Annotated in this window: 11 protein-coding genes; 5 read left to right on the top strand and 6 right to left on the bottom strand. The window is 63.6% G+C overall.

What is annotated here, in order from left to right:
- The first annotated feature begins 92 nt into the window (after positions 1–92).
- Positions 93–1,007: a patatin-like phospholipase family protein gene (locus AC3IR3_RS00205; protein WP_489195034.1), complete on the top strand. Its 915-nt coding sequence runs from the start codon at positions 93–95 to the stop codon at positions 1,005–1,007.
- Here AC3IR3_RS00205 and AC3IR3_RS00200 read toward each other — a convergent pair whose 3' ends face one another.
- Positions 1,008–1,595 (bottom strand): TetR/AcrR family transcriptional regulator, encoded by a 588-nt coding sequence (locus tag AC3IR3_RS00200; RefSeq protein ID WP_489195033.1) that lies wholly within the window; start codon positions 1,593–1,595, stop codon positions 1,008–1,010.
- Between the two features lie 146 nt (positions 1,596–1,741).
- Here AC3IR3_RS00200 and AC3IR3_RS00195 point away from each other — a divergent pair, with 146 nt between their 5' ends.
- From AC3IR3_RS00195 to AC3IR3_RS00185, 3 genes are read left to right on the top strand one after another with little or no spacing between them, the layout of a single operon-like run.
- On the top strand, positions 1,742–2,449 hold the full coding sequence (locus AC3IR3_RS00195; protein WP_489195031.1) for an SDR family oxidoreductase: 708 nt from the start codon (positions 1,742–1,744) through the stop codon (positions 2,447–2,449).
- Positions 2,446–3,513: an HlyD family secretion protein gene (locus AC3IR3_RS00190; protein ID WP_489195029.1), complete on the top strand. Its 1,068-nt coding sequence runs from the start codon at positions 2,446–2,448 to the stop codon at positions 3,511–3,513. The genes AC3IR3_RS00195 and AC3IR3_RS00190 overlap by 4 nt, the downstream gene beginning before the upstream one ends.
- Positions 3,510–5,066, top strand: a complete 1,557-nt coding sequence (locus AC3IR3_RS00185; protein WP_489195027.1) for a DHA2 family efflux MFS transporter permease subunit — start codon at positions 3,510–3,512, stop codon at positions 5,064–5,066. Before AC3IR3_RS00190 ends, AC3IR3_RS00185 begins: the two co-directional genes overlap by 4 nt.
- A gap of 52 nt (positions 5,067–5,118) precedes the next feature.
- Here AC3IR3_RS00185 and AC3IR3_RS00180 read toward each other — a convergent pair whose 3' ends face one another.
- Genes AC3IR3_RS00180 through AC3IR3_RS00170 form a run of 3 tightly spaced genes read right to left on the bottom strand, consistent with a single transcriptional unit; the run spans position 5,119 to position 9,193 of the window.
- The gene (locus tag AC3IR3_RS00180; protein ID WP_489195025.1) at positions 5,119–6,420 is read right to left on the bottom strand and encodes a c-type cytochrome; all 1,302 of its coding nucleotides are present in this window, start codon (positions 6,418–6,420) and stop codon (positions 5,119–5,121) included.
- Complete coding sequence (locus tag AC3IR3_RS00175) at positions 6,417–8,693, bottom strand: xanthine dehydrogenase family protein molybdopterin-binding subunit (RefSeq protein ID WP_489195023.1); 2,277 nt, start codon at positions 8,691–8,693, stop codon at positions 6,417–6,419. Before AC3IR3_RS00175 ends, AC3IR3_RS00180 begins: the two co-directional genes overlap by 4 nt.
- Positions 8,690–9,193 (bottom strand): (2Fe-2S)-binding protein, encoded by a 504-nt coding sequence (locus AC3IR3_RS00170; RefSeq protein WP_489195021.1) that lies wholly within the window; start codon positions 9,191–9,193, stop codon positions 8,690–8,692. The genes AC3IR3_RS00175 and AC3IR3_RS00170 overlap by 4 nt, the downstream gene beginning before the upstream one ends.
- A gap of 182 nt (positions 9,194–9,375) precedes the next feature.
- Here AC3IR3_RS00170 and AC3IR3_RS00165 point away from each other — a divergent pair, with 182 nt between their 5' ends.
- Positions 9,376–10,239: an aldo/keto reductase gene (locus AC3IR3_RS00165; RefSeq protein ID WP_489195019.1), complete on the top strand. Its 864-nt coding sequence runs from the start codon at positions 9,376–9,378 to the stop codon at positions 10,237–10,239.
- Between the two features lie 691 nt (positions 10,240–10,930).
- Here the strand turns inward: AC3IR3_RS00165 and AC3IR3_RS00160 are convergent.
- A complete protein-coding gene (locus AC3IR3_RS00160; protein WP_489195017.1) occupies positions 10,931–12,160 on the bottom strand; it encodes an ABC transporter permease in 1,230 nt (409 codons plus the stop codon).
- A gap of 17 nt (positions 12,161–12,177) precedes the next feature.
- A complete protein-coding gene (locus AC3IR3_RS00155) occupies positions 12,178–13,482 on the bottom strand; it encodes an ABC transporter permease (RefSeq protein ID WP_489195015.1) in 1,305 nt (434 codons plus the stop codon).
- Positions 13,483–13,765 lie beyond the last annotated feature (283 nt).

The following is a 13,765-nucleotide window of genomic DNA, read 5'->3' as shown; positions in this document are numbered from 1 at the left end:
CGCGTCTCATCCCCGCCATGTTTCGGCCCGCGGCGCGCCGCGTGCACGCCCGATCATCCGGCATCACCGACCTTCTGTCCCAAGGCCACCCCATGTCGTTCCGCCGCGCCCGCACCTGGCTTCCCGTTCTGATGGCGGTGCTCCTCAGCGGGTGTTTCGGCACGAAGCCGGACACAACGCCCGCGACCACGCTTCCCTTCCTTAGTCCGACGCCGCGTATCGGCCTCGCGCTGGGCGGCGGCGCGGCGAAGGGCTTCGCGCATATCGGCGTTATCAAAATGCTGGAAGCCAGCGGCATTCATGTCGACGTGGTCTCGGGCACCAGCGCCGGCAGCGTCGTCGGCGCGATGTATGCCAGCGGCATGGATGCGTTCGCGTTGCAGCAGCAGGCTTTCGCACTCGACGAATCGAAGATTCGCGACGTCCGCTTCTTTTCCGGCGGACTGGTCCAGGGTCAGAAACTCGAAGACTACGTCAACGAACTCGTCCACCACCTGCCGGTCGAAAAGCTGCGCACACCGTTCGCCGCCGTAGCCACGGAACTCGAAACCGGCGAACGGGCGATCTTCGTACGCGGCAACACCGGTCAGGCCGTGCGTGCGTCCAGCAGCATCCCCGGCGTTTTCGAGCCGGTGGAAATCGGAGGCAAGCATTTCGTGGATGGCGGCCTGGTCAGTCCGGTCCCCGTGGATGCCGCACGTCAGCTCGGTGCCGACATCGTTATTGCCGTGGACATCTCGACCAAACCCAGCGGCAGCAATCCCGGCAACATGGTCGGCATCGTCGGCCAGTCGATCACGATCATGGGCAGAAAGCTGGCCGAGCAGGAACTGGCGCGCGCGGACATCATCATCCGTCCCAAGGTCGGCATGATCGGCCCAACGGATTTCGATCAGAAAAACGTGGCCATTCTGGAAGGCGAACGTGCGGCGCTGGCCGCCATTCCCGCGATCCGCGCGAAAATCGCGGAAAAGACAGCGGCCATGGGTCAGCCGCCGGCACACTGATTACACGCTTGAAGACCCCAGGCTGATCGCCGCCTGGCGACCGGCCACGAGGATTTCTTCCGACAGCGCCGGATCGTCGACGGCGCGCGCCAGCGACATCGTGCCCACCATCGACGCGAAGATGGCCACGGCCAGCGCACGACGCTGTTTCGGCTTCAGTGTATCGGGAAGGTTCTCGCCCACGAATTCGACGACACCGCCGAACCCCTCGGTGAAGGCCGCGCGCGTCGCATCGGGACGGCGGCCGATTTCGGACGAAAGCGCCGCCGCGGTGCAGCCGCGTTCCGGATGGTCGCGATGCTCCACGCTGAGATAGCCGGTCACCAACGCCTTCAGTCCATCGCCGCGCGATGCGGCGACGCGGGCTTTCAGTCGATCCAGCGTCGACTCGAAACCGTCTGAAAGGCTCTCGCGAACCAGGTCTTCCTTCGATGGGAAGTGGTTGTAGAAACCACCCTGCGTCAGGCCCACCTCGTTCATCAGGCTGACGACGCCCACGGCTTCGATGCCTTCGGAACGGAAACGCCCGGCCGCCGCCTCGAGGATTCTCTGGCGGGTGATTTCTTTATGGCCTTTGTCGTAGCGCATGTTCGCGACTCCACTCGATCGGACGATTGTACGGCCGCCCTGTGCCTCTTGCGTTTTTGAATGATGCGTATCATATTAAATTATGATCATCATTGCAAAGGCGCCCGGCGCCTCTCCCGTCCTTCGCTAAATCACGAGGCTTCACCATGAAAATCCAAGGTTCCGTCGCACTGGTTACCGGTGCCAATCGCGGTCTCGGCCTGGCCTATGCCAAAGCGCTGCTGGCTGCCGGCGCGTCGAAGGTTTATGCCGGCGCGCGAGCCCCTTCCACCGTGCCCGATGTCGGACTGATCCCCGTACAGCTCGATGTGACCGATCCGGCCAGCGTCGCTGCCGCGGCGGCGGCGTGCGGCGACGTCCAGATCGTCGTCAATAATGCAGGCATCGCCGCGGCCCCGGCCGCTCTCGCCACGGCCGAAGGTACGGAAGCGCTGCGCAACGTGCTGGATACGAACCTCTACGGCGTCCTGTCCGTCAGCCAGGCGTTCGCGCCGATCCTTGCACGCAACGGCGGCGGTGCGCTGGTGAATATGTTGTCCGCGCTTAGCTGGACAAGCCTTTCCGGCATCGCTGCCTATTCGGTCTCCAAGTCGGCTGCGTGGGCACTGACCAACGGTCTGCGCAACGAACTGCGCCAGCAGGGCACGCTGGTGATGGCCGTCCATGCCGGATTCATCGACACGGATATGGTCCGCGCCGTGAACGCGCCGAAGATCAGTCCCGAAGACGTCGCCGCCCGGGTCGTGGAAGGTCTGGAAGCGGGCGCCGAAGAGGTACTTGCCGATGACACATCGCGCGCGGTGAAGGCCGGATTCAATGCCACGCCGGCCGCCTATCTGGCTCCCTGGGCGTGAATGCCGTCGCCGCCGATGTTCGCCCCCGTCGCATGCGACGGGGAGTCCTCTTGCTCGGCGTCGTACTGGTCGCGACATTGGGCGCGGTGGCGTGGGGCTGGCACTGGTGGACACTGGGTCGCTTCCTCGCTACGACCGACGATGCGTACGTGGGCGGCGACATCACGGCGATCGCACCGAAGGTCGCCGGCTTCATCGACGAAGTACGCGTAACGGATAACCAGCGGGTCCATGCGGGCGAACTACTGGTGCGGCTCGACGATCGCGACTACCGCGCCCAGGCGGAACAGGCTGCGGCGGCCGTGACATCGGCGCGGGCCGCCATCGCGAATCTCGACGCGCGGCGGCACCTGCAGTCGGCGACCATCGACGAGAAGCGCGCCGGGACCTTCGCCACCGCCGCGGAAGTCGTTCGTGCGGGAACCGATGTCGAGCGTTACCGGCACATCGTGGGTAGCGCCGTGTCCAGGCAGGTACTCGATCAGGCCGATGCCACGCACAAGAAAAGTCTCGCGGACGACGCACGTGCTCGTTCGGCCGTGAAGGCGAGCGAGCGCCAGCTCGACGTCATCGATGCGGAACGTAGCCAGGCGGTCGCGACGCTCGCGCAAGCGCAGGCCGCCTTGCGCGTCGCCGAGCTCAACCTGGAGCACACACGTCTTCTCGCGCCCATCGATGGCGTAGTCGGAAATCGCTCCGCACGTCCCGGTGCCTACGCGACGATCGGCGCCCAGTTGATGTCCGTCGTGCCGGCCTCCGGCATGTGGATCGACGCGAACTTCAAGGAAAGCCAGCTCGCCGACATGCACCCGGGACAACATGTGGACATCCGCGCGGATGTGTTACCCGGAGAGCGCTTCGACGGTCGCGTCGAAAGCATCGCGCCGGCCACGGGCGCGCAGTTTTCGCTGCTGCCTCCGGAAAACGCCACGGGCAACTTCACCAAGATCGTGCAGCGCGTGCCAGTGCGGGTACGGCTGGAAGGGGCATCGGGCACGTTGGGCCAGTTGCGCCCGGGGCTTTCGGTTATCGCAACGGTCGACACGCGCGACGCTCCGCGATGACCTCGACGATCGCCGGCATGCCGGAGTCGCGCAAGCTGCTCCTGTTCTCGTTGATGGCGCTGGGTCAGTTCATGGCCCTGATGGACATCCAGATCGTCGCCAGTTCGATCAACGATATCCAGGCAGGTCTCGCGGCCGGTCCCGACGAATCGTCCTGGGTGCAGACCGCCTACCTGATGGCCGAAATCGTGATGATTCCGCTGTCCGGCTGGCTGTCGCGGGCATTCTCCACGCGCTGGCTGTTCACAGCCTCGGCGGCGGCGTTCACCGTCACGAGCGTCGCCTGCGGACTGGCATGGAACATCGAATCGATGATCGCGTTCCGCGCCATCCAGGGCTTCGTCGGCGGCGCGATGATCCCCACGGTTTTCGCGACAGGTTTCGCGCTGTTCGAAGGCAAGCGGCGTGCCATGGTACCCGCGGTGCTCGGCATTCTCGGCGCACTGGCGCCGACGATCGGGCCAACACTGGGCGGTTACATCACCGATACATGGTCCTGGCACTGGCTGTTCTTCATCAACATTCTCCCCGGCATCGTCATCGTGTCGACCATTCCCATTCTCGGCCGCGTCGACGAACCCGATCCCGGGCTGATGAAGCACTTCGATTTCATATCGCTGCTCTTGCTCGCCATGTCGCTTGGCGGACTGGAATATGTGCTGGAAGAAGGTTATCGCTGGAACTGGATGGACGACGAGACGATTCGCGGCGTCGCGTGGATCGCCGGTATTTCGGGTATCGCATTCATCGTCCGCACGCTACGCAGCGTGCATCCGCTGGTGGACCTGAAAGCACTGCGCCATCCCACGTTCGCCCTGGGGTGCCTGTTCAACTTCGTCACCGGTTTCGGCATCTTCGCGGCCGTTTACGTATTGCCTCTGTTCCTTGCGCGCGTTCGCGGCTTCAATGCCCACCAGATAGGCAATGCGGTATTCATCGCCGGCGTCGCAATGGTCGCATCCGCACCGATCGCCGCGAACCTGTCCAGACGCCTGGACCTGCGCATCATGATCGCCTTCGGCCTGTGCATGTTCGCCGCGGGTCTGTGGATGATGTCGTTTATCGCGAGCGAATGGACCGGTGCAGAACTCTTCTGGCCCCAGGTGGTACGCGGCTTCGCCATCCTGTTCTGCATCGTGCCCGCGACGAACATGGCGCTCGGATCGGTGGCGCCCGAGCGCCTGAAGATGGCCAGCGCGCTATTCAATACGATGCGCAATCTCGGCGGCGCCGTCGGTATAGCGGCGGTGAATACGGTGCTCAACGACCGCCTCAACCTGCACTGGCTGCGTCTCAACGAGCACATGACCGGCGCCTCGGCGACACTCGACGGCATCCGGCAACACCTGATCCAGCACGGATCGGATGCGGCGCAGGCTGGCGAGCAGGCCATTGCCATGCTTGCCCGCCTTGTCCGGCGCGAGGCGACAACGCTGGCTTTCGCCGACGTACTCTGGCTGATGGCCATGCTGTTCGTGCTTGCGCTACCGCTGGTGCTGCTGATCAGACCAGTGGGGGCGCCGACCCCGGCACAGCAGGTCGACGCCCATTGATGCCGGTCAGAAGCGCAGGCGTACGCCAAACCCCGGAAGCCCATGCTTCTTCTTATAGCGCTCTTTTCTTCGCGACGTCATCGGGTGTGACCGTTCCCTGTTTGTTACCGAAGTGCGCGATGACGTAGTTGGCGAGCGCAGCCACTTCGGTATCGGTGTAGGCATGACCGAATGCCGGCATGTACACATCGGTATCGTTCACGCGCATCTTCACGCCTTGCAGGATGGCCTGCGTAACGTTGGCGCCCTTCGGATCGTTCACACCGCGCGTGCCGATAAGGCTCGCGTGCGACACCTGCTGGCCAGCACCATTCCATTGATGGCAACTCGCGCACGCGCCTTCGAACAAGCGCAGTCCCATGGCGTTGGCGGCATCGTCGCCACCGGGTGCGGCATTCGTCGAGGCCAGCGCAGCGGCTGGCTTCGCATCCACGTCGACTGGGTGCTTACCCTCTCGCGCCGGTACCGTGCGCAGGTAGGCAACCAGCGCGGCCGTGTCGTCAGGCGTGAGGAATTGCAGGCTATGCGCAATCGCCTCGCCCATCGGTCCCGATGCCGACGCATGTCCATCCGCATGCCCCGTCCGCAGGTATTGCGCGACCTGATCGTCCGACCATCCACCGATGCCGTACTTCGGGTCCGACGTGATGTTGTACGCACGCCAGCCCTGGAGTTCCTCACCCGCCAGCGCGTTGCTGTTTTCCAGCCCGAAGCCGATGTTGCGCGGCGTATGGCATTCGGCGCAGTGACCCAACGCCCCCGCGAGATACGCGCCACTATTCCATTCCGGCGATTTCGACGCATCCGCGACGAAGCGCTGGCTACGGAAGAAAGCCGCGTTCCAGAAGCCCATGGCCCAGCGTTGATTGAACGGGAAGGACAGATCATTCTCCCGATCGGCCTGCTTCACCTTCGGAAGACTGAAGAGATAGGCCTTGATCGCCAGCACATCGGTGCGGCTCAACTGCGTGTACGAGGTATACGGAAACGCAGGATACAAATGCTTGCCGTCGTTACGCACACCCTCGCGCACGGCGCGCACGAAGTCGTCGTCGCTCCAGCTGCCGATCCCGGTTTCCGCATCGGCGGTGATGTTGCTGGAATAGATCGTGCCGAACGGCAGCTTGAATGCCACGCCACCCGCGAAGGGTTTGCCGGTTTCGGGAACGGTGTGGCACGCGATGCAGTCGGCGGCACGCGACAGGTATTCGCCTCGCGCGAGCACATCGGCGGTTGCCGGTGCACCGGCAATGGCCGGCGCGGTGCCGTCGTTCTTGTCCGTGCGATTAAGCAGGAAGTAGGCAACGGCGCCCAGCACTACCACGATGACGATAAATCCGAGGAAGCGTTTCATACCGGCGTCCCTCCCGCCCCGACCGTCGCCGAAGCGACCGTCTGTTTCAGTGCGTCCGGGCTGGCAACCAACAGCGAACGGTCGACGGGCAGCTTATGCAAGCGCACGCCCGTGGCCGCGAAGATGGCATTCGCCAGCGCCGGTGCGGCGATGGCCGTACCGACTTCGCCGATACCTCCTGGCGTTTCGTCATTGTCGATGCGGTGCACCTCGACCAGCGGAACCTCGTTCATGCGCAGGTTGCGGTAATCGTGGAAATTGCTTTGCTCGATGGCGCCGTCCTTCACGGTGATGCCGCTGTATAGCGCGGCGCTCAGGCCGAACAGCAGTCCACCCTGCATCTGCGCTTCGATGGAACCCGGATTGATCGCGATGCCGGTGTCGATGGCCACCACGAAACGCCGGAGTTTCACCTCTCCCTGCGCGGTGACTTCCACTTCCGCAATCGCGCAGACATGACTATCGAAGGGCGACCCGACGGCGATGCCGCGACCCACGCGCGCCGGCAACGGCTGCGAGCCCCAGCCGATCTTTTCAGCCGCGAGATTCAGCAACGCCAGAACACGAGGATTTTTCTGCAACATGGCGCGACGGTATTCGAGCGGCTCCTTGCCGGCAGCATGCGCCAGTTCGTCGACAAAACTTTCGACGATGAAAAGGTTATGCGTCGGTCCGACGCCACGCCACCAGCCGACCACCAGGCCGTCGGGCATATCGTGGCGAACCCATTCCACATGGACGTTCTTCAGGTCGTAAGGCAGGTCGGCCGCCGACTCGATGGCATCGCTGTCCATGCCGTTCTTGCCCATCGCACCGGGCGCCCAACGCCCGAGAACGGTTCCGCTGGTAATGCGATGCCGCCAGGACGACGGCAGGCCATCGGTTCCCAACGTGGCGGAGATGCGGTCGTAGTACATCGGCCGCACGATATCGTGACGGATGTCTTCTTCGCGGCTCCACACGACTTTGAGCGGATAGGACACGTTCTTTGCCAGCCGCACGGCCTGTTCGACCGAGTCCGTTTCCAACCGGCGTCCGAATCCGCCACCAATGTAGTGATTGTGCAGGATCACTTTTTCGACGGGCAGGCCGGTAATTTTCGCGGCGGCCTCCACGGCACGCACAGGTACCTGCGTACCGACCCAGATCTCGCATTGACCGGGTGTGACATGCACCGTGGTATTCAGAGGCTCCATGGTTGCGTGCGCCAGCATCGGCGACAGGAACACCGCATCGATCGCCTTGCCCGACACGTTTTCTTCGCCATCCTGGCGCCCGACGATCGCCTTGCCGTTGAGCGAGGCATCCATAAGATCGGCAACCAGCTTCTCAGTGGTCAGATTGGCGTTCGCGCCGGGGCTCCATTCGATATCCAGCGCTTCCAGGCCCTGCTTCGCTGCCCAGTAATGCTCGCCCACCACGGCGACGGCGTTATCGATGCGAATGACATCGATGACACCGGGCATGGCCCGCGCCTTCGCATCGTCCACGCGGCCAAGCTTTCCTCCGAACGTTGGACATGCCTTCACCGCGGCGATCTTCATGCCCGGCACGCGGACGTCCAGACCGAACTGGGTCGTGCCCGTTACCTTGTCCGGCGAGTCGACACGGCGCAGCGGCTTGCCGATCAGTTCGAAATCCTTGCGCGCCTTCAGCTTCACCTGGGCGGGCTGCGGCAGTGCGCCCGCGGCATCGGCGACAGCGCCGAAACCGATCGTGCGACCGGACGGTACATGTGTAATGACGCCGCGCGATACCGAGCAGCTTTCCGGTTCGACATGCCATTGCGCCGCCGCCGCCGCGATGAGCATTTCGCGTGCCACCGCGCCCGCTTCGCGCAGCGTCTGCCAGGTACCGCGCGTACTGGTCGAACCGCCGGTGATCTGACCGCCAAGCAGCGGCGTGCCGTAAAGCGGTTCGTTCGGCGGAGCATGCTCCGCCTTGATCTGGTCGAGGCCCACGCCGAGTTCCTCGGCGAGCATCATGCAGGCACCCGTATAAATCGCCTGCCCCATTTCGACGTTCGGCATCACCAGACGGACACTGCCATCCTTGTCGACGCGAATGAATGCATTGGGAGCGAAGGGAGGATTGCCGTCGGCCGCCGCTGCCGCGGCATCGTCCGGCTGGCGGCGGGCATTGATGGCGGCGGCAACCTTGCCCGCTCCGCCCATCCAGAGAAACGCGATGGCCAGCCCACCGCCCGCAGCTTGCATGGCACGACGGCGACCAAAGTCGATCTCATTCTGGTATTTCGGATCGACGATGCTCATGGCGCACCTCCGGCCGGGCCGCTCACGATCGTCTGCATGACTTCGGGCTTGCCGGTCGCGGCTTGCTTGATCGCCGCGCGAATGCGCACATACGTACCGCAGCGGCAGATGTTTCCGGACATCGCCGCGTCGATATCGGCGTCGCTGGGATTGGGCGTCCGGGTAAGCAGCGCCGTGGCGGACATGATCTGTCCCGACTGGCAGTAACCGCACTGGACCACATCGACATCGAGCCAGGCCTTCTGGACCTTCTGTCCCTCCGGCGTCTGCCCGATGGCCTCGATCGTCGTGATCGCCTTCTGTCCGATGCTCCCGACGGGCATCACGCAGGACCGGATCGGCTGGCCGTCCAGATGGACGGTACAGGCACCGCACTGGGCGATGCCGCAACCGAACTTCGTGCCGGTCAGACCGACGACGTCCCGCAATACCCAGAGCAAGGGCATGTCGGCGGGAACGTCGACCGTACGGTCTTCGCCATTGACGCGCAATACGAACATAGCTGTCTCCGGGGTGTTCAGATTGTCGGCCCGTGCAGGCGCTTCCGACGAGCATATGCCCCTGCCAGCCGGGTTTCTATGTAAAAAAGACCGGTTCTTGGTTCATGTCCGGAAGCACTTGTCGTTGAGAGCCCCCGTCCCGATGTCTTAACGACGATCTTCCCCTCCCAAGGATCAAAACCATGGCAACCCAACCCAATGCGGCGGCATCCGGACAATTCCTGATCGGCGGTGACCTTAAGGTCAACAGACTCGGCTTCGGCGCCATGCGGATCGTGGGCAAGGGCATCTGGGGCAATCCCGAGAACCCCTCGCGTGCGCGCGAAACGCTGGCGAAACTGCCCGAACTCGGCGTCAACCTGATCGACACGGCGGACAGTTACGGGCCTTACATCAGCGAGGACCTCATTCGTGACGTCCTGCATCCTTATAAAAATACGGTGATAGCGACGAAAGGCGGCCTGACCCGCCATGGGCCGGATATCTGGGCGCCGGTCGGCCGGCCCGAGTACCTGCGCCAGTGCGTCCTCATGAGCCTGCGCCGCCTGGACGTCGAACGGATCGACCTCTGGCAGCTGCACCGCGTCGACCCGAAGGTTCCGCGTGAAGAACAGTTCGGCGTCATCGCCGATATGCAGAAGGAGGGCCTGATCCGCCACGTGGGCCTCAGTGAGGTCAACGTCGAGGAAATCGAAGCCGCCCGCAAACATTTCGACGTCGTCACCGTGCAGAACCTGTACAACCTCGCCAATCGGCAGAGCGAAGAGGTGCTGAACTACTGCGACAAGCACGGGATCGGCTTCATCCCCTGGTTCCCGCTGGCGGCCGGCAAGCTTGCCACGCCCGACTCGGTACTCAGCCGCATCGCCGAACGCCTGAAGGCCAGCAATGGTCAGGTGGCGCTGGCATGGCTGCTGAAGCGCTCGAAAGTCATGCTGCCGATTCCCGGTACGGGCAGCGTCGACCACCTCATTGAAAATGTCGGCGCGGCGGATATTCAGTTGAGCGGCGAGGACTTCGCAGCATTGGAGGCAGCGGCAAAATAAGGGTGCTTCTCGCACTACGGGAGCGATTTCGTGCGGCTCGTCGCTCTTTGGTTGAGGACCGCCGCTGGGTGGCTCGTGCTATTCGTAACTTGGCCGCCTCACGCTCGTGGGTTTGGGAAGCCGCGACCGGGTTGGCCCTTGGGGCCTTCGGCGCCGTCCCTGCGGGAGCGGGCCGTAGCGCCGCTTTCGCTCCAACGAGGCAGCGCGGCCCTCGGCTAAGGCGGCCCCAAGGGCCAACCCGGCCACGGCACCGTCGGTTGCGGTTTACTGTGGGCAGAGCGCGAGCCGATGCACGTGATGGGACGGGACCGGATGCGGTCATCACGGATCCTGCGTCACGCGATGCTTTCCCCCACGCGACCGCAGCATCCGGAAGAGCCGTCGGCCACCCCCCTCGACGTGACTTGCGGAACCGAGCGCGGCGGGCGGAAAAGGCCCGGAGGGGGCGGACCAGGACGGTCCGCCGTTTTCGCTGAGGCAGGAGGCCGAATCGAAAACCCCCGCCCGCCGCGCGGGCGCGACGGGGCGCAGCCATTAAAACACCAGCCGCGCAGCGGCTATCCCTCCCCGAGCGACGGTGGAGACGGAGCGTCGAGGGCGGTGGCCGACGGCTCTCCCCGAAACGTCCCAGCGCAAAAGCGATGGCGAAGCCGAGCCCTCCACGTAAGGAACCAAAGTAAACCCCGCCTCATCACACCGTACGCGTCGCCTCGACCGGTGGAACGCGCGAAGCGCGAAGCGCCGGCGCCAGTACCGCCAGCTGACCCAGCGCCAGCAGGATGAATGCCGCGATGACGATGTAGATCGCGGCGAGGCGTGCCGTCTCGAACTCCATCATCATCCAGCGATTGAGTACCAGCGCCAGCACGACGCCGCCGACGATGCCACCCACGCTGATGAGGACGTTCTCGGTCAGGAAGTACATGACGATGTCGCGACGCGTGGCGCCCAGGGCCCGCCGTATACCGATCTGCCGGCGGCGCTGCCCGACCCAGAAGCTGGTGAGGCCGACAATACCGGCCGCCGTGACCACGAGGAGAATCGTGCTGATGCCACCCATCATCCAGGCCAGTCCGCGGTCGCCACGGTAGGCCATGTCACGTATCTGGGCGAACGTCATGACGCCGTGGGGTTCGGGAATGACGCGACGCGTGCTGGTCGCCTTGAGCGCGGCGGGTACCGTTTTCAGCAATGTCGGGAGTTGCCCCGGTTTCGCACGGATAACGAAGAATGCCCCCGAACCGCTGAGACGCAGAGGAACGAGAATGACGTTCTTCCAGCGTTCGTCTTCGCCGGCACTGGTTTCGGGCGATTGCAGGTGCTCGACAATGCCTACGATCGTGCTCGGACGAGCGTCCGATGTGCCGATGTAGATCAACTTGCCCAGCGCTTCCGTGTCGGGATACAGCAACTGTGCAAGCGCACGCGTGACGATGATGGTGGGTGCATCGGGAGAACCGTGATCGTCGAGGCGGCCTATCTCGTCGCTACGGAAATTCCTTCCCGCGACTAGCTTTACGCCAAGGGTCGATATCGCGTGATCGTCCGCGAAGTACACCGCCGTACCCGAATCGAGATTTTTTTCGGTGGGCGTGCGGCGAATGCCGCTCTGCCAGCCGTTACCGACCAATGGAAAAGCGTTGGTCACGTAGGCATCTGCGACGCCGGGCAATGCACGCACGGTGGCCAGATCGGCAGCCTGCCGCGCGGGCACATCCGTGACGCGACCGACCCATTTATTGTTGACGACCATCAGTTCGCTTTCGGTAATACCGGTGGGACGCGATAGTCTCTGTATACGGCCCTGGATGATGAACAGCGCATTGCAAACGATGGCCAGCGTGAGCGCGATCTGTAGCGCGATCAGCAAGGTGCCGGATTTATGGTGCCGGAGCGCGGAAAGGATCGGTTTAATCTGCATGTCGGTCGGCCCCGGTATCAGTTGGATTTCAATTGCCAGGCCGGCTGCACCCGCGACGCGCGCCATGTGGGATAGAACGCCGCGATCAGAGTACTGACCAGCGCAACGACGACCGTCAGCGACAGTAGCGAAAGATTCATATGCGCCAGCTTCGCGATCGCGGGATCGAATACCAGTCCGATGCCCATCATCCCGACACCCGTGAGGACTATGCCCAGCAAGCTGCCTGCCAGGCCCACGGATGCCGCCTCGATAAGGAACTGCGCGTAGATGGCACGGCGCGACGCACCGAGCGCCCGTCGTATGCCGATTTCCGGAGCGCGACGCATGAACTTCGCCAGCAGCAGTCCGATCGTATTGACCAGGCAGATCACCAGGAACGCCGAGGCAATCACAAGACTCATGCGCGCCTCCGGTGGAACCACACGCCTGTACGATAGCCAGTCCATGACACTACGCAGGCGAACGTTGGGTTCCCAGCGGAATCGGCCTGCACTGCGCTGCTCGTTCGAGTAATCGTGAAGAAAGCGGAGATAGCGATCCGCGGATGCGGCGTCGGGAAGTTCGGCCCAGAAGCTGACGAAAACGCATTCCGAACGAACGAAGTTATCCCAGCCTGGCCCCGACGGCAGGTTGCATACGTTTCCTCCCTGGGTTGGGCGCTGGTCGGCGATGGCCCGGGCGAACGGCATGTACAGATCGCCCAGATCGCCGAATCCCCGCTGGACATCGAGATCGAAGAAGCGCGGTCGCGCATCCCAGCGCGCCGTGACTCCCACCACCCGAAAGTTCGTGCCGTCGAGATCGATCTCGCGGCCGACGCTGTTGACGCCGCCGAACACGCGATCGTTCAGATCCTTGCCGATGACCACGACGCGGGCACGGGCCTCGTCGTCTTCGACCGACCAGGGGCCGCCATAGATGAAGGGCACATCGAACATCGGGAACATGTCGGTGAATACGGCATAGCCCCGAACGGGGTACGCCAGTTTCGAGGGATCGTCGCTGAGTACCGATACGCCGATCGGATACAACGCCGTCTGCCGCTTCGCCTGCCGCGCCTGCATCAGCGCCATCGCATCGCGCCATGTCAGCCAATGCAGCGGTTCGGCGCCCGGCGCCTCGGGACCATAGTTGTCCACCTGCGCGATAAAGAGTTGCGACGACTTCTGCGGAATCGGATCGCCCGACGTAGCGCGGAACACGGCGTATGTCGTCATCGATGCCGCGACGCCTACGCCGATGACGACGATCATCAGCGCGGTCAGCATGGGGTTTCGTCTCAGGCTGCGCAGGCCGAGCTGTAGGTAGTAGCCAAACATATCGAAGTCGTTCCTTCTGAGCTCGTAACGAGTGGCTAAGCAAGCGACGTGCCATGCGGCGGATGGCCCACTATCCGCGCTTCGCGACGGATCGCATGTCCGCGGACAAATGCGACGCGGACATGCGGACAACCGCCAGCACCGGGCATACCTCCATCTCGCCGGTGAGAGAAGCGTTGACCATTCCCGACGAATCCTCGTAGACTGTAATGCGAATCGTTCGTATTTAAGCCCTTGATCACCGGAAGAGATCGGGCTTCCCTCCTTATCTCTACAGGGTTTC

Source organism: Luteibacter sp. GL_149, assembly GCF_057834065.1.
The sequence above is the reverse complement of the archived record's forward strand: the minus strand, read 5'-3'. Positions and strand labels throughout refer to the sequence as shown.

What these genes read in the sequence shown, in the direction of transcription:
- AC3IR3_RS00195 (WP_489195031.1), top strand. Translation starts at nt 1,742, where the DNA reads ATGAAAATCCAAGGTTCCGTCGCACTGGTTACCGGTGCCAATCGCGGT.
- AC3IR3_RS00170 (WP_489195021.1), bottom strand. Translation starts at nt 9,193, where the DNA reads ATGTTCGTATTGCGCGTCAATGGCGAAGACCGTACGGTCGACGTTCCC.
- AC3IR3_RS00200 (WP_489195033.1), bottom strand. Translation starts at nt 1,595, where the DNA reads ATGCGCTACGACAAAGGCCATAAAGAAATCACCCGCCAGAGAATCCTC.
- AC3IR3_RS00175 (WP_489195023.1), bottom strand. Translation starts at nt 8,693, where the DNA reads ATGAGCATCGTCGATCCGAAATACCAGAATGAGATCGACTTTGGTCGC.
- AC3IR3_RS00165 (WP_489195019.1), top strand. Translation starts at nt 9,376, where the DNA reads ATGGCAACCCAACCCAATGCGGCGGCATCCGGACAATTCCTGATCGGC.
- AC3IR3_RS00205 (WP_489195034.1), top strand. Translation starts at nt 93, where the DNA reads ATGTCGTTCCGCCGCGCCCGCACCTGGCTTCCCGTTCTGATGGCGGTG.
- AC3IR3_RS00185 (WP_489195027.1), top strand. Translation starts at nt 3,510, where the DNA reads ATGACCTCGACGATCGCCGGCATGCCGGAGTCGCGCAAGCTGCTCCTG.
- AC3IR3_RS00155 (WP_489195015.1), bottom strand. Translation starts at nt 13,482, where the DNA reads ATGTTTGGCTACTACCTACAGCTCGGCCTGCGCAGCCTGAGACGAAAC.
- AC3IR3_RS00180 (WP_489195025.1), bottom strand. Translation starts at nt 6,420, where the DNA reads ATGAAACGCTTCCTCGGATTTATCGTCATCGTGGTAGTGCTGGGCGCC.
- AC3IR3_RS00160 (WP_489195017.1), bottom strand. Translation starts at nt 12,160, where the DNA reads ATGCAGATTAAACCGATCCTTTCCGCGCTCCGGCACCATAAATCCGGC.